This window comes from Klebsiella sp. CSG-1 (assembly GCF_056521145.1).
The window spans coordinates 111,856-132,609 of sequence record NZ_JBWNLD010000002.1; the positions used below are offsets into that span (position 1 = coordinate 111,856).

The 20,754-nt window shown below is 55.2% G+C and carries 20 protein-coding genes and 1 other RNA gene; 6 read left to right on the top strand and 15 right to left on the bottom strand.

The window, feature by feature from the left end; all coding sequences use genetic code 11:
- Positions 1-21: 21 nt before the first annotated feature.
- The 9 genes from AC007G_RS05060 to kbaZ form a co-directional block, all read right to left on the bottom strand.
- Entirely contained in the window at positions 22-1,911 is a 1,890-nt protein-coding gene (locus AC007G_RS05060; RefSeq protein ID WP_032698742.1) for an alpha-galactosidase, read from the bottom strand.
- A 93-nt stretch (positions 1,912-2,004) separates the two neighbouring features.
- The gene (kbaY, locus tag AC007G_RS05065) at positions 2,005-2,877 is read right to left on the bottom strand and encodes a tagatose-bisphosphate aldolase subunit KbaY (protein WP_032697448.1); all 873 of its coding nucleotides are present in this window, start codon (positions 2,875-2,877) and stop codon (positions 2,005-2,007) included.
- A 12-nt stretch (positions 2,878-2,889) separates the two neighbouring features.
- Positions 2,890-4,047: an SIS domain-containing protein gene (locus AC007G_RS05070; protein WP_032697449.1), complete on the bottom strand. Its 1,158-nt coding sequence runs from the start codon at positions 4,045-4,047 to the stop codon at positions 2,890-2,892.
- A gap of 299 nt (positions 4,048-4,346) precedes the next feature.
- Positions 4,347-5,480, bottom strand: a complete 1,134-nt coding sequence (nagA, locus tag AC007G_RS05075; RefSeq protein ID WP_134934897.1) for an N-acetylglucosamine-6-phosphate deacetylase — start codon at positions 5,478-5,480, stop codon at positions 4,347-4,349.
- The gene (gene agaF, locus AC007G_RS05080) at positions 5,477-5,911 is read right to left on the bottom strand and encodes a PTS galactosamine/N-acetylgalactosamine transporter subunit IIA (RefSeq protein ID WP_032697451.1); all 435 of its coding nucleotides are present in this window, start codon (positions 5,909-5,911) and stop codon (positions 5,477-5,479) included. The genes nagA and agaF overlap by 4 nt, the downstream gene beginning before the upstream one ends.
- A gap of 17 nt (positions 5,912-5,928) precedes the next feature.
- Complete coding sequence (gene agaE / locus AC007G_RS05085) at positions 5,929-6,807, bottom strand: PTS N-acetylgalactosamine transporter subunit IID (RefSeq protein WP_015585675.1); 879 nt, start codon at positions 6,805-6,807, stop codon at positions 5,929-5,931.
- Positions 6,797-7,576 carry a PTS N-acetylgalactosamine transporter subunit IIC gene (gene agaW, locus AC007G_RS05090; protein WP_032697452.1) on the bottom strand — a complete coding sequence of 260 codons (780 nt, stop codon included), beginning with the start codon at positions 7,574-7,576 and terminating at the stop codon, positions 6,797-6,799. Before agaW ends, agaE begins: the two co-directional genes overlap by 11 nt.
- A gap of 10 nt (positions 7,577-7,586) precedes the next feature.
- Positions 7,587-8,060: a PTS N-acetylgalactosamine transporter subunit IIB gene (gene agaV / locus AC007G_RS05095; RefSeq protein ID WP_032697453.1), complete on the bottom strand. Its 474-nt coding sequence runs from the start codon at positions 8,058-8,060 to the stop codon at positions 7,587-7,589.
- Between the two features lie 19 nt (positions 8,061-8,079).
- A complete protein-coding gene (gene kbaZ, locus AC007G_RS05100) occupies positions 8,080-9,387 on the bottom strand; it encodes a tagatose-bisphosphate aldolase subunit KbaZ (RefSeq protein WP_142629955.1) in 1,308 nt (435 codons plus the stop codon).
- 238 nt (positions 9,388-9,625) lie between these two features.
- Here kbaZ and AC007G_RS05105 point away from each other — a divergent pair, with 238 nt between their 5' ends.
- Positions 9,626-10,447, top strand: a complete 822-nt coding sequence (locus AC007G_RS05105; RefSeq protein WP_142629929.1) for a DeoR family transcriptional regulator — start codon at positions 9,626-9,628, stop codon at positions 10,445-10,447.
- A gap of 65 nt (positions 10,448-10,512) precedes the next feature.
- Here AC007G_RS05105 and garD read toward each other — a convergent pair whose 3' ends face one another.
- A complete protein-coding gene (gene garD / locus AC007G_RS05110) occupies positions 10,513-12,084 on the bottom strand; it encodes a galactarate dehydratase (protein ID WP_142629927.1) in 1,572 nt (523 codons plus the stop codon).
- 511 nt (positions 12,085-12,595) lie between these two features.
- On the opposite strand from garD, the gene garL reads away from it, so the two are divergent.
- The 4 genes from garL (at position 12,596) to rnpB (ending at position 15,903) form a co-directional block, all read left to right on the top strand.
- The gene (gene garL, locus AC007G_RS05115) at positions 12,596-13,366 is read left to right on the top strand and encodes a 2-dehydro-3-deoxyglucarate aldolase (RefSeq protein WP_032690615.1); all 771 of its coding nucleotides are present in this window, start codon (positions 12,596-12,598) and stop codon (positions 13,364-13,366) included.
- A gap of 28 nt (positions 13,367-13,394) precedes the next feature.
- Complete coding sequence (gene garR / locus AC007G_RS05120; RefSeq protein WP_032690616.1) at positions 13,395-14,285, top strand: 2-hydroxy-3-oxopropionate reductase; 891 nt, start codon at positions 13,395-13,397, stop codon at positions 14,283-14,285.
- A gap of 63 nt (positions 14,286-14,348) precedes the next feature.
- Positions 14,349-15,494, top strand: coding sequence for a glycerate 2-kinase (gene garK / locus AC007G_RS05125; protein ID WP_032690617.1), 1,146 nt, complete (start codon positions 14,349-14,351; stop codon positions 15,492-15,494).
- Positions 15,495-15,526: 32 nt separating this feature from the next.
- An RNA gene (rnpB, locus tag AC007G_RS05130) (RNase P RNA component class A) lies at positions 15,527-15,903 on the top strand.
- Positions 15,904-16,600: 697 nt separating this feature from the next.
- On the opposite strand, the gene AC007G_RS05135 is transcribed toward rnpB, so the two are convergent.
- Together AC007G_RS05135 and AC007G_RS05140 are read right to left on the bottom strand one after the other, a co-directional pair.
- Positions 16,601-16,735: a hypothetical protein gene (locus tag AC007G_RS05135; protein ID WP_370594274.1), complete on the bottom strand. Its 135-nt coding sequence runs from the start codon at positions 16,733-16,735 to the stop codon at positions 16,601-16,603.
- A gap of 57 nt (positions 16,736-16,792) precedes the next feature.
- Positions 16,793-17,494, bottom strand: a complete 702-nt coding sequence (locus AC007G_RS05140; protein ID WP_046853423.1) for a pirin family protein — start codon at positions 17,492-17,494, stop codon at positions 16,793-16,795.
- Between the two features lie 104 nt (positions 17,495-17,598).
- Between AC007G_RS05140 and AC007G_RS05145 the strand changes: the two genes are divergently transcribed.
- Positions 17,599-18,495, top strand: coding sequence for a LysR family transcriptional regulator (locus AC007G_RS05145; RefSeq protein WP_142629925.1), 897 nt, complete (start codon positions 17,599-17,601; stop codon positions 18,493-18,495).
- A gap of 38 nt (positions 18,496-18,533) precedes the next feature.
- Here AC007G_RS05145 and AC007G_RS05150 read toward each other — a convergent pair whose 3' ends face one another.
- The 3 genes from AC007G_RS05150 to AC007G_RS05160 form a co-directional block, all read right to left on the bottom strand.
- Positions 18,534-18,902, bottom strand: coding sequence for a DUF805 domain-containing protein (locus tag AC007G_RS05150; RefSeq protein WP_032690620.1), 369 nt, complete (start codon positions 18,900-18,902; stop codon positions 18,534-18,536).
- Between the two features lie 127 nt (positions 18,903-19,029).
- On the bottom strand, positions 19,030-20,016 hold the full coding sequence (locus AC007G_RS05155; protein WP_032690621.1) for a glutathione S-transferase family protein: 987 nt from the start codon (positions 20,014-20,016) through the stop codon (positions 19,030-19,032).
- Positions 20,017-20,093: 77 nt separating this feature from the next.
- Positions 20,094-20,486, bottom strand: a complete 393-nt coding sequence (locus AC007G_RS05160) for a DoxX family protein (RefSeq protein WP_004867955.1) — start codon at positions 20,484-20,486, stop codon at positions 20,094-20,096.
- Between the last annotated feature and the right edge of the window lie 268 nt (positions 20,487-20,754).

The window sequence follows — 20,754 nt, forward strand, 5'->3', positions numbered from 1 at the left end:
GGGAACACCGGGCCATTGATCTTATTTGATCGGCGTGGCTTCAAAAACCAGCGTTTGTAGCGGCTGTAGCGTAATCACCACGGCGTCCTGATAATGCTCCGGAACCGTTGGGTTACTGCCGTAGCGAGCGGTCAGGGTGAACCGGGTTGCTTCGCCTTGAGGAATTTCAAAGTCCTTTGTCAGATTCAGGTAGTAACTTTGCGGTTTATCAGAAGGGTTACGCAGTCCCAGTATCGCCTTGTCTTTGCTCCAGGATGCCCAGCCATATACCTCAAGCGCCGTCGGATCGCCGCCGACCCAGTGTGTGTCCACCAGCACGTGGGCATTTTCACGCGACCATTTAGCGGCCTCTGCCAGAACGTCCCACTTGGCTTTGTTCAACATGGACGGCGTGATGTACAGCTCTTGTAGCTGGGTCCCCGTCGCGAAATAGCTCCACACCTGATCGGCAAAATCGCCGTCGGTCTGCACTTTTTCCAGTCCGTAGTAGGCATTTTCTGCACTGACAATGCCATGGTACATCAAGGAATTAAGTGGGAATAACGGCCCCTTTCTCACGATTGAGCGCCAGGTTTCCGCGTCGCGATAGGTCATCCACTGCTGTACCGGCGTTCCGGGACCGTACAGATTGATATCATCGCCCTGGCGCCAGATCGAATCGGCATAGAACAGCCATGACGGGCTGGCATCGGTGCCGGTCGTCAGGTTGATAAACAGGTTCGGGTTTGCGCTACGCATGTTGTGTAGCAGGGCGATGGAGGCATCAAAATCGGAAGCAAACGGGCTACCCTTAATATGTGAGTTGGCGTTGCCCATGCCGTCCAGTTTGAAGGAGGTGATGTGTTCGTTCTTAATCAGACTGGCGATCTGTTCATTGAAGTTCTTGAAATAACGAGGCCCGGAGAGCGCAAATTTACCGTCGACCGTTTCAAAACCATACTCTTTGGCATGAGAGACGCGAATATCGCGCGGTTTATTGTAGCCTCCCCACGGTGAGAGCCATAAACCGACGGAACTATGCAGGCTGTCCGCTTTCTCCCTGACCTTACCGAAACCCTGACTGAATGCCGGGCCAAATAGCCACCTACCGGTACGATCGTCCCAGCCATCATCCAGCAGGAAGGCATCGAGAGGTACGCCGCGGCCGGTAATAAACGCTTTATTCCATTCATCCATACGTCCCAGCACGTCCTGCTCGGTGTAGGTGGTAAAGAAGCCGATGTCCATCCAGCTATTGTAGTGGAGGTAGGGTTTATAAGGCCGTGGGCGAACGGCATCGATAAACTGGTTGACGCTGCGGCGCAGCTGGCTGGTTTCTGCCACGGTGCCAAACCAGGTGGTGTAGCTCACCGGCGTTTCTGGCTGAACGGGCGTTTTAAGTTCAACGTTAAGGTTGGTGGTGCCTTCATAGGCATAAGTATTGACGACAGGTTTATTCGGCAACATGAAAAACGTATCGGCAATAATCGGTGAACTGTTAATAGCGCCATCCACGTAAGGCGCCTGTGCCTGTTTTTTGGTCGGGAAGAAGGTGATTTTCGCGACATTCCGCGCTTTGCCAACCGCGGCAATGGTGTAATTGATACTGGCGTACTTGTCTTTCAGCAAATTCAGCGTCATGGTCACGTTGAAATCGGGATGGATGTACGTCACTACCAGCGTATTCTCTTTTTTCTCAACGCGGCTGATTTTAAAATCAGCCGTATGGATGACGGTCTCATCTGGTAGCGTCAGAAAGAATGGTTCCTGAGGCGACAACTGATGGCCGGAATGCGTATCTTTAACGACAACAGCCGAGCTGGCATCATCGAATGAGAAAGCCATATTGTCGTTATTCAGTGCATAGTTCGCTGCGAAGGCGCCCGGTGACATAAACAGGGCGAGCAACGAAACATTGAGCGCTTTTTTCATGGGGCAGAGGTCCTTTATTTTCGTTTTATCAGCGGTCGTCAGCGTTATCCTGTCGTGAATAACGCTGGGGGGCAGGGCCGCCTGAGAAAGCTATCAGGCTTCAGCGGGGAGCAGCAGACGGCTGGCTGAGCCGCAGACGGTGATTTTGTGTCTGACCACCTCTTTCATGGCATCCATACCGACGCGCATGTAGTAGCGAGGATCGTTACCCTGCGGGTTGTCGGCGAACCATTTTTTGACCGCCGCGGCAAAGGCGATTTTTAGCTCGGTGGCGACGTTGACTTTACATACCCCCAGTTCGATGGTGCGGCGAACGTAATCGTCAGGTACGTCGCTTGCGCCGTGCAGCACCAGGGGAACGTCCACGACCTCACGGATTTCCGCCAGACGCTGGAAGTCAATTTTTGGCGTTTTGCTATAGAGCCCGTGGGCGGTGCCGATTGCCACCGCGAGACTGTCGACTCCGGTCAATTCAACAAAACGCTTTGCCTCCTGCGGATCGGTCAGAAAAGCGCTTTCAGCATCAACGCTCATATCATCTTCCACGCCGCCCAGGCGTCCGAGCTCTGCTTCGACGCTGCAATCACGGGCATGGCAAAAATCCACGACCGATTTCACCAGCCGGACATTCTCAGCAAACGGGAAATGGCTACCATCGATCATGGCGCTACGAACGCCGGCATTCACTTTACGGGTAATATCTTCCAGCGATTCATGATGATCGAGATGCAGCGCCAGAGGCATGTCGTAGGTGGTGGAGTAAGCGCTGCATAGCGCATAGATCTCCTCCAGCGCGATGTGCTTAAACGTGCCCGGCGTTCCTGCAAGGATCACTGGCGATCGCATTTCGCTGCAGACTTCGAGGATCGCCTGGATCGTCTCGGCGTTATGAATGTTGAATGCCGGGACCGCATAGCCTTTTGCCTGGGCATCCAGCAGGAGATATTTCGTCGAAATGATACTCATGATGCGTTCCTCTCAAGCATTCCAGGGGTGAATGACAACACCTTGCACCACGCGGTTAACCGTGCCGCTGGCGGAAGGGGTATCCGGGGTATTACCAACGCGGATAGATTGTGCGAGCGCAAACGTCTGGGCATACATCAGGAAGCAGAATGCCTGCTCGACATCGCTAAAGGTGCGGGAAGACGGCGGTAACAGGATGTGTGGGCCGGCTTCGACGGCGGCGTCGTTTTCGGCCGCTATCGCCACCACGCGCATGGCCTGGTTGTCGCGACGCAGTTCGGCCAGTAGATCGAGATCGTACTGGCGGGTATAGGGATGGCTGGACACCATCACCACAACCAGCGTTTCATTATCCACCAGCGATTTAGGCCCGTGGCGGAAGCCGGCTGGAGAGTCATAAAACGCCGCCAGCTTGCCGGCGGTCAGCTCCAGGACCTTGAGGGCCGATTCACGAGCCGCGCCCTGTAATCCACCGCTGCCAAGATAGACGATTCGTTTCCACGGCTCATAACCAAACACCCCATCGCTAAAATCACCCAGCGACGTGAGAATCTTTTGGCAACGATCCGCTACGTCACGGAAGGTATTGCTGTTGATCGTCTGCGGCGCGAATACCGCAAGGCAGCTTGCCATCATGGTGGTGATACTGCTGGTCATTGCGAAGCCGCGATCATGTGTTTCTGCCGGCATCAATAGCGCAAAGGCGTTATCGCTGCTCACCGCATTTTGGTACAGGCTGCCGGCTTCATTACAGGTAATCGACAGGTGGTAGCATTCCGCTACGAACTGATTGGCCAGCTCAACGGCGGCGACGCTCTCCGGGCTATTGCCGGAGCGGGCAAAGGAGACCAGCAGCAGCGGATGTGCGGCGTTAAAATAGTCCATGGGGTTGGTGACCAGGTCAGTCGTCGGGATAGCGCTGATATTTTTTCCGCTATGGCGCGACAGCCAGGGCGCGATGATCTCGCCGATAAAGGCGGAGGTGCCTGCGCCAGTCAGGACGATCCGCAGATCGTTTTTGCGCAGCAGCGGGGCGAGGAAGCTGTCGATCGTTGCACGATGATTGTCGATGTTGTTGAGTGAGCGAAGCCAGCAGGAGGGCTGTTGACGAATCTCTGCTTCAGTCCAGGTGCCGGTCGAGGCAAAGGCGGCGGTATAGGTTTCAGGCATAACTTAGTCCTTAGTCGTGTGAATTCCACATCAGACGCTGGCAAAAATGTCGCTATCTTTCGTTTCGTTTCACTTATTCATGTAATCAGTTAGATAAAATCTATAGGAAAGAAATCGAAAGTTCAATGGAGGAAGTTAGAAATAAAACGAAAACTGTGATCTTTGAAGTTTTTATGTTTTTATGTGACTGATAAACAATAGATTATCTGTTTTTATTATCAGATTGCCGTTATTTCAGAAAGGAAAGAAAAGGCCTTTCGGTACAACGCCAAAGGCCAATGTGATACATAACGAAAGATTTAAAGGGGGAGCGCCTGTCCCTGAATCCAGATCTTTTGCAGATGCAGGCGGTCGTCCAGTGCAATAACGTTCGCGTATTTTCCCGGACGCAGCGATCCCAGCCGATCGTCGATACCCAACAGACGAGCAGGGTGGAGCGATGCCATATGAATTGCCTGCTCCGGCGTGGCCCCCGCTTGTTCAACCATGTTGCGAACGGCGGCATCAAGAGAGAGTGTGCTGCCCGCGAGGCCGCCGGAAGCGGTGCGTACGATGCCCTTGCGCATTTCTACCTCTTCGCCGCACAACGAATAGTGGCCATCCGGCATGCCGGCTGCCTGCATCGCATCGGTGATCAGGACCAGCCTCTCTCTGGCGCAGCTGCAACACAGCTGCATGGCGGCAGGATGAACATGATGGCCATCGGCGATAAGTTCCAGCCATGCCTGCCGGGTGGTTAATCCGGCGCCGACCATGCCAGGCTCCCGATGATGTAATCCGCTCATGCCGTTGTAGCAATGCACCAGCCCATCAGCGCCTGCGGTAAAGGCCGCTCGGGTCTGTGCATAGGTAGCAGCGCTATGGCCGAGCATGACGCGGATACCCTGCTGTTTAAGATGGCGAATAGCCCGTATGGCATCCGGTTTTTCCGGCGCCAGGGCCACGACCCGCAGCGTTTGCCGGGAGCGAGCAATCAGCGTATCCAGCTCGGCGATATCCAGTTCGCGGAACAACTCAGGCGGATGAGCACCTTTATTCTCTGGCGTGAAATAGGGGCCTTCAAGATAGCTCCCCAATACCAGGGCGCCGGGGCCGCCGGAAAGCGTACGCCGGGCTATACGTTCCAGCGCACGCTGGATGGTCTGCAACGGCGCGGTGACGGTAGTGGGGAGCCAGGCTCCCACTCCTTCACGAATTTTATACATCGCCAGCCTGTCGAGTGCTTCCGGTGCCTCGTCCATCACATCAATACCCTCGCCGCCGTGGACATGCGTATCGATGTAGGCCGGGCAAAGCAGATCGGCATCGCGAGCGGTGACGCCAATGGGAACGGGCTCGATGGCGGTGATAACGCCAGCTTCCATACGAAGCTGATGATCGGCAAGCCAGCCCTGCTCGGTTAGCAAGCGTCTGGCACGCAGAATTTGCGTCATATTCCTTCCTCAACAGGTTTCTCTTCGCGACAGCGCGCCAGTTCATCGACCAGACTGGTTAACCCGCGATGCCCGCATTCCAGCGCCTGCAGGCGAAACGCCTCGCTGTTCAGCCCTTCGCGTTCCAGCACCATTTCAAGCAGCAGCTGCAAATTAGTGCCGGTAATCACCTCGCGCCCGGGTTTTTGCATTGCCAGCGTCGAGGCTACGCGAAAGGGGGTCCCCCCCAGGAGGTCGGTCAGAAAAACGATATCGTCCTGAGCATCCAGTGCGTTGACGGCCTGCTCAAGCTGCGCAGTCAGCAGGGCCGTGGTTGAGGTTTCTGGAAAGTCGATGGCAATAAACTGCGATTGTTCACCCAGAATTTGCTTCATCGCCATTGCCATACCGCTGGCAAAGCCGCCATGCCCCGTTAAAATAATGCCTAACATCGAATACCTCTTTGTCTTTACAGGAAGTGACAGAATTTACCCACAACGCCCAGCACAACGGTGAGCGCGATGAGGCGCAACGGGCTCCAGCCGCGGCGCACCAGCCAGAACATAGTCAGGGTATAAACCAGTGGAAGAAACGCTGGCATCAGCTTATCGATGACATCGGTTTGCAGCTTCACGACTGCATCACCCGCGGTGATCTCCAGCGTGGTGCTGAGGCGGACATAGGTGGCCACCAGCGCGCCAATTACCGTCATGCCAACAATAGACGCCGCGTGTCCGACTTTTTTGGTATTGGCTTTAATCAACGGGATCGCCGCTACGCCCATACGGTACGCGTAGTGTGCAAGACCAAAACGCAATCCGAGATGTACCACGTTAAACAGCACAATAAACACCACCGCGCCGAGGATAGATCCTTGTAACGCGAGGCTGGCCCCAATCCCGCCGCAGATGGGCAGTAGCGTCAGCCAGAACATGGCATCGCCAATCCCGCCGAGCGGGGCACCCACGGCAATTTTGGTGCTCTGAATGCTGTTTACATCCTGCTTGGAACGTTCCATGGCGAGAATGATGCCGATAACAAAAGTCACCAGGAAAGGGTGGGTGTTGAAGAATCCCATATGCCCTTTCATGGCGCGTGCCAGGTCGCGTTGATTGGTATGGATCTTTTTCAACGCGGGCAGCAGACCGTACAGCCAGCCTGAAGCCTGCATACGCTCATAGTTGAACGAGGCCTGTAAAAGCATGGACCGCCAGGCGACACGGTTAATGTCTTTTTTCGTCAGCTCCGCACCGAGACTCTGGTCTTCGTAGACGTTTTCATTCACGCCGGAAAGCAACGTCTCTTCAGGAGCGGAGACGCCTGGCAGAGTGGTTTGATTAGATGCCATCTTCGAATTCCTCTTTCTGTGCCGCAGATGCAGTCGGTTCAGGAGATTTACGCAGCAGGTCTATGAGTGCCATTGCCAGCGCCGCGGCGGCAATGGCCAGCACCGGCAGCTTCAGCCAGGCAGCGGCGACAAAACCGATGATAAAATAGGGGATATAGACGTTTTTCATCATGATTTTCAGCAGAACAGCGAAGCCGATAGCAGGCATAATGCCGCCAGCCACGCCGAGACCGTCGATCAGGCGCGCAGGCAGGACATCAATGGCCGTTTTCGCATGTTCCGCGCCGAAATAGATCGGCAGGAAAGCGCAGAGAAAATAGAAAATCCCCAGAGCCAGCAGCGCCAGATAGTTAACCCGTTCAATACCGCGGGTATCAGCATTCGCGGCCATCCGGTCGCAGCGAGACATCACCCCTGACATCACCGAGAACAGGAAGGTGATCCCCATTTGTACTGCGACGGCGAAGGGCACGGCGACACCGACGGCAACGTCAGGTTTCACGCCGGTGGTAATGGCAAAGGTGGTGCCGACGATGGTACCGATAATCACGTTTGGCGGCTGAGCACCGGCCAGCGGGGCCAGCCCCATCCAGACCAGTTCCAGCGTACCGCCGGTTAAAATGCCGGTATGCAGATCGCCCAGAATCAGGCCAACCAGCGGGCCGAGCACCACCGGACGGTGCATATGTGTTAAACCATTGAACATATCCAGGCCCGCAATAAAGGCCAGAATGCCCAACGCAGATGCCTGCAACAGACTGATTTCCATTATGAATCCCTCAGAGTAGTTTAAAGAGATCCAAAGCGGGTTCTGTCGGAACGCCCTGAACAAAGCATTCCACCCCGGCGGCCTTCAGACCGTTAAACGCCGCAATATCGCCAGCGTCTACAGAAACCGTTTTGGCAATGTGTTGTTTGCCATTGGCGTAGTGCATATTTCCTACGTTGATACGTGTGACGGGAACTCCGCCTTCGACAAGGCGTAGGAAATCGGCTGGTGTTTTGCAGACCAGCAGAATCTTTTGTCGATCGGCGGCGCGGTGGATATTGTCGATGACCTTTTGCAGTGACCAGAAGCGTACGGCGATCCCTTCTGCCAGGACCATTTCCATCAGGTTTTGCTGTACCGGGTCTTCAGCAACCTCATCATTGGCCACCAGTACCAGGTTTGCTCCCGCAAATCCGACCCACTGGACACCCACCTGACCGTGGATCAAACGTTCATCAATACGGCTTAAGACAATGTTTGGCATCGCGTTTTCCTCTTCGTTGTTATGCGTTATGGGACGTAACGCCCACACAGGCGGCGTGGTACTGCTGCAGTATGTCCTGAATGTGATCGAGGATGAGTTCTCGCGGTTCCGCCTTGAGATCGCCCTCGCGAACTTTGAGGTACTGCAGCGGCATATACTGACTGAGGAGCGGCAGCGGGAGCGGCCAGTCCGCGAGATTACGCACCAGGCGTGCAAAGGCCTCATCGATTTGCCGATCCGGCCAGTAGTAGCGCACGCGGTCTGAATAGCTGTAGCCTCGCGCCAGACGTCGCGCATGACCATCGCCGTGATAGTGGTTTTGCCAGTATTCCGGGCGGTCGAGCATCACGTTTTCCAGCACCTGACGCAGCCCGGAGCAGGCCTTCGCAGGCAGCAACTCTTCCTCTATTGCCGCCAGTGAGAACAGTGCTTCACGCAGGGCGAAGGTGAGCGCCGGGCCAACCTTCAAAATGGCAAAGTGATCTTTAACCAGACGCCGCAGCGCCTGCGGCGTCTGGTAATCGGTAGAGTGGGCTTCGAAGACCAGCGCGTCATAGTCTTCAACCATGGCGCTAAGCGCTTCCGCTCGCTGCGGTTGATAGTCGATAATATGCGTGTGGTCGAATTCGACGCCGGGCTGTACTACTAACCCGATGATGCGTGGCCGGATGTGGGTCAGCCCGCGTTGCTCAAAGGCCTGCCGATGTGCTTCCAGCGTCGCACGCGCCGCATCAGGCGTCGTGACCTGTAGCTCGGTCAGGGTTTCATGAGCCCCGCCCGGGACGGGGACTTCGGTGCCGATGACGTAGACCAGGTCAGGTTTGCCGAAACGTTCACGGCAGGTCTCTTCCGCCACCTGAGCCAGCCGCGCGGCGCGTTCAGCGACGATGTCATCGGTTAACGGCACCGGATCACCTTCGCAGGACATACTGCAATCGAGGTGGATCTTTTTAAAACCGGCGGCGACGTAGCTTTTTATTAAATCATCGGCATTCGCCATCGCCTGGGCCGCGGGCAGGGTTTGCCAGCGGTTGGGCCCAAGGTGATCGCCGCCGAGGATCAGCTGTGATTGGGGAAAATCGAGCGAGTCGGCAAGCTGGTGGACAAAACCGCGGAAATCGGCCGGCGTCATGCCGGTATAACCGCCGAACTGATCGACCTGATTGGATGTGGCTTCAATCAGTAACGGGGTCTGCTGCGCCCGGGCGTAATGAATGGCGGCCTCAAGTACCAGGGGATGGGCGGAACAGACGGCATAAATACCGTTGCCTCCACCTTGTTTATGCTGGGCCACCATTTTTGTCAGATGTTTCACTTTCCTCTCCATTTCGGATGGTAATGAGATTAATCTTTCGTTTTGTTTCATTTAATACTGCATCATGGTGATGTAAAAATAAAACGAAAGATAATGGTTTTCCGATCTGTTTCACAAAAGAAACATAATGAAAGGTTTCAGCGGTGGACGTTGCGCTGCTCTCTGGCGTTATGGGGCTTGCATTCCGTTAAAAGAAAGGTGTTAATAGACCAAACGAAATGAAACGAAAGATTTGATGAAAGGAATACTTATGAGCGGTACCGACTCTTCTGCAGATAAGCGCATCATCGGCACCAGTGAAAGGCGTGAGCAGATTATCCAGCGCTTACGGCAGCAGGGAAGCGTGCAGGTAAACGATCTTTCTCTTTTATACGGTGTCTCGACGGTGACGATTCGCAACGATCTGGCCTTCCTTGAAAAGCAGGGGATTGCGGTTCGCGCCTACGGTGGCGCGCTGATCTGCGATGGAACAATGCCGGCTGCCGAACCGTCGGTGGAAGATAAAAGTTCGCTCAATACCGCAGTGAAGCGCAGCATCGCGCGGGCAGCGGTAGAACTGATTCAACCGGGGCATCGTATTATTCTCGACTCCGGGACTACCACCTATGAAATCGCCCGTATGCTACATCAGCATACGGATATTATTGCGATGACCAACGGGATGAATGTGGCGAATGCGCTGCTGGATGCCGAAGGGGTGGAGCTGTTAATGACCGGTGGACATCTGCGCCGCCAGTCGCAGTCGTTTTATGGCGATCAGGCCGAACAGTCTTTGCTGAATTACCACTTCGATATGCTTTTTCTCGGCGTCGACGCCATCGACCTCGATCGCGGCGTGAGCACCCATAATGAAGATGAGGCACGCCTGAACCGGCGGATGTGTGAAGTGGCGGAACGCATTATCGTCGTCACCGATTCCACCAAATTTAACCGTTCGAGCCTGCATAAGATTATCGATACGCAACGAATTGATATGATCATCGTCGATGAAGGCATTCCGACGGAAAGTCTGGAAGGGCTGCGTAAGAGCGGGATTGATGTGCGACTGGTGAAGCGCCAGAACGTGGCATAGACCCCCTTCCTGTGGGGGAGAGGGGCTGCGGTCAGGCGGCTGGCGTCGCGCCGCCTGACCGGCAATCAGGTCACCGGCGCCGGGTTAAACACCACCAGCTGATTATACAGGCCCCACCGATCGGAGAAGGTTTTCTTACGGCCGCTGGCGACATCAAGAATAAACCCAAACAGCTTCTGGCCAACCTCTTCAATCGTCTCTTCACCGGTGGCGATAGTTCCGGCGTTGATATCCATTAAGTCATACCAGCGGTTTGCCAGCTCGGTGCGGGTTGCCATCTTGATGACCGGCACGGCGACCAGACCATACGGCGTGCCGCGCCCGGTTGTAAACACCTGAACCGTGATCCCTGAAGCAACCTGCTGAGTGCCGCAGACGAAGTCGCTGGCCGGGGTAGCCGCGAAGATCAGGCCGCGTTTGGTTGGGCGCTGGCCCGGTGAGAGGACCTCGGCAATCGCGCTCTTGCCGGATTTGGCGATCGAACCCAGCGCCTTTTCCACCACGTTCGCCAGGCCGCCCTTCTTATTCCCGGGGGAGGGATTGGCGCTGCGATCGGTCTGACCTGAATCGAGGTAGTTATCGTACCAGGCCATCTCTTCGAGCAGACGCTTGCCCACTTCCTCGTTGATCGCCCGCGGCGTCAGCAGATGGATAGCATCGCGAACCTCAGTGACCTCAGAGAACATGACGGTCGCTCCGCAGCGGACCAACAGGTCGGAAGCGTAGCCCACCGCCGGGTTGGCGGTCACGCCGGAAAAGGCATCGCTGCCGCCGCACTGCATGCCCACCACCAGTTCAGAAGCCGGACAGGTTTCACGCTGGCGGGCATTCAGTTTTGCCAGATGCCGTTCTGCGACCTGCAAAATATCGTCAACCATTGACTGGAACCCAACATGCTGTTCATCCTGCAGGCGGATGATACTGGCGCTGTCGACGGCAATGGGCTGGACATCTTCGGTGCCCTGGAGCAGGCGCTCCGGCTGGAGCTTTTCACAGCCGAGCCCAACCACCATGACTTCACCGCCGAAATTGGGATTTAGCGCGAGGTTATGGATCGTGCGGATAGGGATCACGGCGGCCGGGGCGTTGATTGCCACGCCGCAGCCATACAGGTGGTTGAGACCGACCACGCCGTCGACATTCGGGTATTTCGGCAGCAGGTCTCGTTCAATAATTTTCACCACATAATCGACGACGCCCGCGACGCAGTGCACGCTGGTAGTGATACCGAGCAGGTTTCTGGTGCCGACGCTGCCATCGGCGTTGCGATACCCTTCAAAGGTGTAGCCGGTCAGCGCAGGCAGAGGCTCCGGAACTTTGTTTGCCAGCGGTAGCGTGTTCAGCGGCGGCGCTTTCGGCAGTTCGACCAGCGATTCGTCAATCCAGCTGCCCTGCGGGATGTCGCGCACCGCGTAGCCAATGACTTCGCCATAGCGGATGATTTCACCATGTATGGGAATATCAACCAATGCTACTTTGTGACCTTGCGGGATATGTTCGATGAGCGCCAGTCCGTCAGGGAAACGCGTTCCGGCTTTTAAACCGCGATCGTTAACAATAATCGCTACATTATCCGTTTCGTGTACTTTTATATAAAACGCCGTCGGCGATTCCTGCCTGATTTCAATGTCGGCCATTGTCCAGTATTCTCCAGCAAGGTGCGAATAATAAAATAAAACGGCTATTCAGTTTCTGATGAACGAATTTCCTCGGCAAAGAATGTCAGCTGTTTTGATTTAGATGTGTGATCCCTGTCACTCATTGTTGCGGGAGCAAAATTGCGGCAAAGGGAAAACGCTGGAACTGTGCATCAGCGCCCACTGATTATGGCGGATGCACAATTTTAATGATTATTCATTCCATTTTATGGGTTTTTTGCACGGTGTTCTCTGGCCGTCAGCTGATTATACTGAGTCATGCTTGCTATGCACCGGATGAGTAAATCGAGTGCTTCTGATCTCGGTTTATAAATAATTAAGAGAGACACCAAAAATAAATAAATGAAGTGCAATGCTCTCATTTAACGCAGCGCTAATCTTCATCGGATGTTTGGCCTGATGGCAATGATTTACTATCCGTTTATCATCGGCAACATTCAATTTGTGGAACTGCAGAAATAATTAACGGTTAAGTGACAAGGTATAAGTGATGAATAACGATATCTTCCCGAATAAATTTAAGGCGGCCCTGGCGGCGCATCAGATTCAAATTGGCTGCTGGTCCGCCCTGGCCAGCCCTATCACGACTGAAGTGTTAGGCCTGGCCGGTTTCGACTGGCTGGTGCTGGACGGCGAACATGCGCCGAACGATATCTCCACCTTTATCCCCCAGCTGATGGCGCTGAAAGGCAGCGCCAGCGCGCCGGTTGTGCGCGTACCGACCAACGAACCGGTGATCATTAAGCGCCTGCTGGATATTGGTTTCTATAACTTTTTGATCCCGTTCGTGGAAAGCGAAGAAGAAGCGATTAACGCTGTCGCCGCCACCCGCTACCCGCCAGAAGGCATTCGCGGCGTTTCCGTGTCGCACCGCGCCAATATGTTTGGCACGGTGCCGGATTACTTCGCGCAGTCGAACCAAAACATCACCATCCTGGTACAAATTGAAAGCCAGCAGGGGGTGGATAACGTTGATGCGATCGCTGCGACTGCGGGCGTTGACGGTATTTTTGTCGGCCCAAGCGATCTGGCCGCCGCGCTGGGACATCTGGGCAACGCCTCTCACCCGCAGGTCCAGCAGGCTATCCAGCACATTTTTGCAAGCGCGAAAAAGCATGGCAAGCCGAGCGGTATTCTGGCGCCGGTAGAAGCGGATGCGCGTCGCTATCTGGAATGGGGCGCAACCTTTGTCGCCGTCGGCAGCGATCTGGGCGTATTCCGCTCCGCCACGCAGAAACTGGCTGATTCCTTTAAGAAATAACCGCCACCGCAACAAGAGAGATAAAGACATGACAATGAAAGTTGGTTTTATTGGCCTTGGCATCATGGGTAAACCCATGAGTAAAAACCTCCTCAAAGCGGGTTACTCGCTGGTGGTTGCCGATCGTAATCCGGAAGCCATCGCAGAAGTGATTGCCGCAGGCGCTGAAACCGCCGCTTCGGCGAAAGCGATAGCTGAGCAGTGTGAGGTGATCATCACCATGCTGCCGAACTCTCCGCATGTGAAAGAGGTGGCGCTGGGCGAAGGCGGCATTATTGAAGGGGCGAAACCGGGCACCGTGCTGATTGATATGAGCTCTATTGCACCGCTGGCGAGCCGTGAAATCAGCGATGCGTTAAAGGCGAAAGGCGTAAATATGCTGGATGCGCCGGTAAGCGGCGGCGAGCCGAAGGCCATTGACGGGACTCTGTCCGTCATGGTTGGTGGTGATAAAGCGATTTTTGAACAATATTATGACCTGCTGAAAGCGATGGCGGGCTCTGTCGTGCATACCGGCGATATCGGCGCGGGCAACGTGACCAAGCTGGCCAACCAGGTGATCGTGGCGCTGAATATCGCGGCGATGTCTGAAGCATTGACCCTGGCGACCAAAGCAGGCGTGAATCCCGATCTGGTGTATCAGGCAATCCGCGGCGGTCTGGCCGGCAGCACCGTGCTGGATGCCAAAGCGCCCATGGTGATGGATCGCAACTTTAAACCGGGCTTCCGTATCGATTTGCATATCAAAGATCTGGCGAATGCGCTGGATACGTCCCACGGCGTGGGGGCGCAGCTGCCGCTGACCGCGGCGGTGATGGAGATGATGCAGGCGCTGCGCGCTGACGGCCTGGGTACCGCCGACCACAGCGCGCTTGCGTGTTACTACGAGAAACTGGCGAAAGTGGAAGTCACTCGCTAACAAGAAGGGCGCGGATGGCGCCCTGTCATTCTTGCCTTGCGCGGCACTGTCAGGCTAATAACTATGAAAATCGTAATCGCCCCAGACTCTTATAAAGAAAGCCTCTCGGCTACTGAGGTTGCACAGGCTATAGAAAAAGGTTTTCGGGAGATTTTCCCCGATGCGCTCTATGTAAAGGTCCCCCTCGCCGATGGCGGAGAAGGTACCGTTGAGGCGATGATCGCCGCGACGCAGGGAACCAAAATGAGCGCTTGTGTGACGGGGCCGCTGGGCGTGCCGGTTGATGCCTGCTGGGGGCTTTCCGGGGATGGGCAAACCGCGTTTATTGAAATGGCGGCGGCCAGCGGGCTGGGGCTGGTGCCTCCCGCGCAGCGCAATCCGCTGTTGACGACCTCGCGTGGCACCGGTGAGCTGATTTTGCAGGCGCTGGAGCATGGGGCGAGAAATATCATTATTGGCATTGGTGGCAGTGCGACCAACGACGGTGGCGCGGGGATGGTGCAGGCGCTGGGCGCGCGGCTTCATGATGCGAACGGCGTTGATATTGGTGACGGCGGCGGCAGCCTTGCTTGCCTGAACTCGATCGACCTGTCTGCATTGGATGTTCGGTTGCAGGAGTGTTCAATTCGCGTGGCCTGCGATGTCTCTAATCCACTGACTGGCGAGACGGGCGCGTCGTGGATTTTCGGCCCGCAAAAAGGGGCGACGGAAGCGATGATTCTCGAGCTGGATCGTAATCTTGAGCACTATGCGGATGTGATTAAGCGAACTCTGCGTGTCGATGTCAAAGAGGTCGCCGGAGCCGGTGCCGCAGGTGGCATGGGGGCGGCGCTGATGGCATTTCTGAATGCGGAACTACGTAGCGGTATCGAGATTGTGACCCAGGCGCTGAATCTGGAAGAGCATATTCTTGACTGTTCTCTGGTGGTGACCGGTGAAGGAAGGCTCGACAGTCAAAGCATTAGCGGTAAGGTCCCGGTCGGCGTTGCCAGCGTGGCGAAAAAGTACCATAAGCCGGTGATTGGTATTGCTGGTAGTCTGACCCGCGATGTCGGCGTGGTGCATCAGTATGGTATCGATGCGGTGTTCAGCGTGTTGACCACTATCACGAGCCTGGAAGAGGCCTTCCGCGGCGCTTCGGACAATATTTATCGCGCTTCACGGAATGTTGCTGCGACTTTGCAGGTCGGGATTGTGATGGAAGGATGACAACCGGCGGTAAACCTTTTATACTTCGCGCCGAAGCTGACCAGACAGTCGCCGCTTCGTCGTCGTCCTCCTCGGGGGAGACGGGCGGAGGGGAGGAAAGTCCGGGCTCCATAGGGCAGGGTGCCAGGTAACGCCTGGGGGGGAAACCCACGACCAGTGCAACAGAGAGCAAACCGCCGATGGCCCGCGCAAGCGGGATCAGGTAAGGGTGAAAGGGTGCGGTAAGAGCGCACCGCGCGACTGGTAACAGTTCGCGGCACGGTAAACTCCACCCGGAGCAAGGCCAAATAGGGGTTCACAAGGTACGGCCCGTACTGAACCCGGGTAGGCTGCTTGAGCCAGTGAGCGATTGCTGGCCTAGATGAATGACTGTCCACGACAGAACCCGGCTTATCGGTCAGCTTCAACTTCTTCAGAGAACCCTCGCCAGCAATGGCGGGGGTTTTTACTTTCCGGTTCCGGGAGGAAAGAGCAGATGAATGACTGTCCACTCCGTTCTCGATGAAAAGAACGCGGCTTATTGGCCAGCTTCAACTCATTCAGAGAACCCTCGCCAGAAATGGCGGGGGTTTTTACTTTCCGGTTCCGGGAGGAAAGAGCAGATGAATGACTGTCCACTCCGTACTCGATGAAAAGAAAGCGGCTTATTGGGCAGCTTCAACTCATTCAGAGAACCCTCGTCAGAAATGGCGGGGGTTTTTACTTTCCGGTTCCGGGAGGAAAGAGCAGATGAATGACTGTCCACTCCGTACTCGATGAAAAGAAAGCGGCTTATTGGCCAGCTTCAACTTTTTCAGAGAACCCTCGCCAGAAATGGCGGGGGTTTTTACTTTCCGGTTCCGGGAGGAAAGAGCAGATGAATGACTGTCCACTCCGTACTCGATGAAAAGAAAGCGGCTTATCGGTCAGCTTCAACTTCTTCAGAGAACCCTCGCCAGAAATGGCGGGGGTTTTTACTTTCCGGTTCCGGGAGGAAAGAGCAGATGAATGACTGTCCACTCCGTTCTCGATGAAAAGAACGCGGCTTAGCGGTCAGCTTCAATCATGCAAAAACGCCCATATAGCGCAATCTGCATGGGCGTTTTGCTATTTCTGACGGTGGCCGTTCAGGCGGCGTTTTCTTCGTCCTGAATCCGAATTTCGGCTTCTGAAACAATTGCTTCCAGTTCGCTTAGCATCTCTTCATAGCCAAAACTTACGGCCTGCGTTGGCTCCGTTAACAGCGGCTCGGGCGACGACACGGTTTTCTTTGCTTTCTTCTTATGCTTACTCACTGACAGACTCCATAACTCCCGTTATTACACCGGTAAATCTATCAGTAAAGCGCGCAAAGGCGTGTCGGCAACGAGGGTAATGTTAGCTTCGTCACGAATAAATGCCCCGTCACCGCAGGTCAGGGCCTGTTTTTCTTCTTCATGGGCAACGGCATGCACCGTTCCATGAATCGATTGCAGGTAAGCGCGCGGCCCGTGCAGCTGGACATCAACCTGCTCGCCTTTGGCGAGATCGAGATGGTGGATCCAGACCTGCTGACGCAGCTGTAAACTGTTGTGCGCGCCGTCAGGCGAAGCGAGCAGCTGTTGCCCGCTATCCGCGATAGCCATCTTCTGCAGTAGCGGATTTTCCCGCTGCGGGCAGGCATCCAGCCACAGCTGCATCCGCGTCAGCGAACCCTCTTTACTCAAATTGTGCTCGCTATAACTCACCCCTGGTTGAGTGGATATCAGCAGCGCTTCACCGGCCTTTGCCTGCACATGGTTGCCGTCACTGTCACGATATTCCGCTTCCCCTTCCAGAATCAGGTTCAGGATATCGACTTTCGGGTAGGTACGCGGTTGAAACGACGCGCCGGGTGCCAGAACTTCCTGGTTGAGCACGCGCAAAGAGGCGTAGCCTAACAGTTTAGGGTCAAAGTAGTGTCCAAAGGAAAAGGTGTAGCGGGCCTGCAGCCAGCCGAAATCTGCTTGTCCGCATTGTTTGGCTGTTCGGGTAGTAATCATTTTCTTGACCTCTCTTTACACTAAATCAATGGTAAAGGTATGGACGCTGTATTGTTAGCCAGATATTCTGCCCGGTATATTCAAATTTCCTGAATGAGAGTGCTATGGCCAAAGAGAGAGCATTAACGCTGGAAGCGTTACGCGTAATGGACGCTATCGACAGGCGTGGGAGCTTTGCTGCTGCGGCCGACGAACTCGGACGGGTGCCCTCAGCCCTCAGCTACACCATGCAAAAGCTGGAAGAGGAGCTGGATGTGGTGCTGTTTGACCGCTCAGGTCATCGGACAAAATTCACCAACGTTGGGCGGATGCTGCTGGAACGCGGGCGCGTGCTGCTGGAAGCGGCCGATAAGCTCACCACCGATGCCGAAGCGCTTTCGCGCGGCTGGGAAACGCATCTGACCATCGTGACCGAAGCCCTGGTACCGACCCTGGACTTCTTTCCGCTGATTGAGAAGCTGGCGACCAAATCGAATACCCAGCTGTCGGTGCTTACCGAAGTGCTGGCCGGCGCGTGGGAACGGCTGGAACAGGGACGTGCGGATATCGTTGTCGCCCCTGATATGCATTTTCGTTCCTCATCGGAGATCAACTCCCGCAAACTCTATTCGGTGCTGAACGTCTATGTCGCTGCGCCGGATCACCCTATTCACCAGGAGCCGGAGCCGCTTTCCGAGGTGACGCGGGTAAAATATCGCGGCGTGGCGGTGGCAGATACCGCCCGTGAGCGTCCGGTTCTGACGGTGCAACTGCTCGACAAACAGCCGCGCTTAACGGTCAGTACCATTGAGGATAAACGTCAGGCTCTGCTGGCGGGACTGGGGGTGGCGACGATGCCCTATCCTCTGGTCGAGAAAGACATTGCCGAAGGGCGCTTACGGGTTGTCAGCCCGGAATATACCAATGAAATCGACATCATTATGGCGTGGCGCCGCGACAGTATGGGCGAAGCGAAATCATGGTGTCTGCGCGAGATCCCTAAGCTGTTTGCCGGGAAGTAAATCCGCTATGCGCTCCTTCCGCGGGAGGAGCGCATCATTCACGATGACAGGGGTTTGGGATCCGGCCCGAAACGGTTGTTTCCAGGCGTGCCGTTCTGGCAATTGAAGAGCAGAATGATCAGCCAGCCAATCACCGGAATCAGCATCAGCAACAGCCACCACGCCGAGCGATCCGTATCGTGTAAACGGCGAAACTGCACCGCCCACCACGGTAAAAAGACCAACACGCCATAAATCGTCGTCAGGATGCCTTCACCTCCTGCGCGCTGCCATCCCAGCATTTTATCGATGATGCTCAATACGCCGGTCAGGATGATGTTGACCAGAATAAACATCCAGTACTCTTTACGGCGTGCGCGGCCGCCAAATCCAATATAGTTTCTCAGTACCTTTAAATACCAGTCCATTTTTACGCCTCGATTAACGGTCAATCACTTGTTTTTAAAGCGATCGTAATAAGAATAGACGCGAATAGCAGACGGGTAAATATGCCGGATCTGAAAATATCGGGCGCCGGGAATGGCGCCCGGCAGGTTAGCGGAACAGAAGGTCCCGGCCGTGCGGCTCGCTGAGATCCTGATGAGGTCCGACGGAAATAATCCCGGTTGGGTTAATCGTTTTATGGCTGCGATAGTAGTGGTTGCGGATGTGGGCAAAATTCACCGTCTCCGCAATACCCGGTATCTGGTAGATATCGCGCAGGAAACCATACAGATTGGGGTAATCGCTGATACGGCGTTTGTCGCACTTAAAGTGGGTTACGTAGACCGGGTCGAAACGCACGAGGGTAGTCCACAGACGAATATCGGCCTCGGTCAGCTGGCTGCCCGTCAGATAGCGATGCTGGCTCAGAATTTGCTCCAGGCGCTCCAGCGAGGTGAACACCGCATCGACCGCCTCATCATAGGCCTGCTGGCTGGTGGCGAACCCGGCTTTATAGACGCCGTTATTGACGTTGTCGTAGATCCAACCGTTAAGCGCATCGATATTTTCGCGCAGCGCAGGTGGGTAGTAATCGCCGGCGGTAGCGCCGAGGCCGTCAAAAGCCGTATTGAACATGCGGATGATTTCAGCCGACTCATTACTGACGATCGTATGCTGCTTTTTATCCCACAGAACCGGCACCGTGACGCGCCCGGTGTAGTGCGGATCGGCGTGCAGGTAGAGCTGATAGAGGAATTCATGTTGATACAGCGTATCGCCGGTCGCAGCGGGAAAATCGTCGTCGAAAGTCCAGCCGTTTTCCAGCATCAGAGGGTGAACCACCGAGACGGAAAGAAAAGGATCCAGACCTTTGAGCTTGCGCAGGATTAACGTGCGGTGCGCCCACGGGCAGGCGAGGGATACGTACAGATGATAGCGATCTTTTTCTGCAGCAAAGCCGCCGTCGCCAGAGGGGCCCGGTGCGCCATCGGCGGTCAGCCAGTTGCGGAAGGCAGAAACAGAACGCTTGAAACGCCCTCCGGTGGATTTGGTGTCATACCAGGTATCGTGCCAGACGCCGTCGATTAATTGTCCCATTTTTTCCTCCTTCAGACTTCAGATAGCAAAAGCGAGGAGATGTCTCCTCGCTTTGTTGTTCACTCAGTATAGTGTGCTTACCACTTTTTATTCAGCACGCGGTCGATGCTGAATGCGCCCGGACCGGTGATGGCCAGCAGCAGGAAACCGCCTGCGATGGTCAGGTTTTTCATGAACATCAGCGAGTTCACGCCTTCAGCAAAGTTGCTGTGGAACAGGAACGCGGTCAGCAGGGTGAAGCCTGCGGTGAACAGCGCGGTGGTACGTGTCAGGAAACCGAACAGAATCGCCAGACCGCCGCCGAACTCCAGCAGGATGGTTAACGGCAGTAATGCGCCCGGTACGCCCATGGCTTCCATATATTGTTGAGTACCCGCATAACCGGTGATTTTTCCCCAACCTGCAGTGATAAACAGGATTGGCATCAGAATGCGTGCTACCAGTACACCAACATCTTCTAATTTTTTCATTTCTTACTCCAGAAAACCCAAAGGGCGGCGATTTTGTTTTTTGGTGCAATCCTGCGTAGTTACGCGGGGTTGCTGTCGATGGAGAGAATATTAGCGAGGCGCGAAAGGAATTGTTAGCAAGGAAAACTGTAGATCTTCATCAAAGATTCTGAGTGATCGCGATCAGTAAACGCGACGTGAGGAGGGCGACGAGCAGGGATGAACACCGTCGTCACCGGCTGGAGTGGTGACCAAGAGCGGCACCAGTCACGAGGCGTTGACGCCCCGG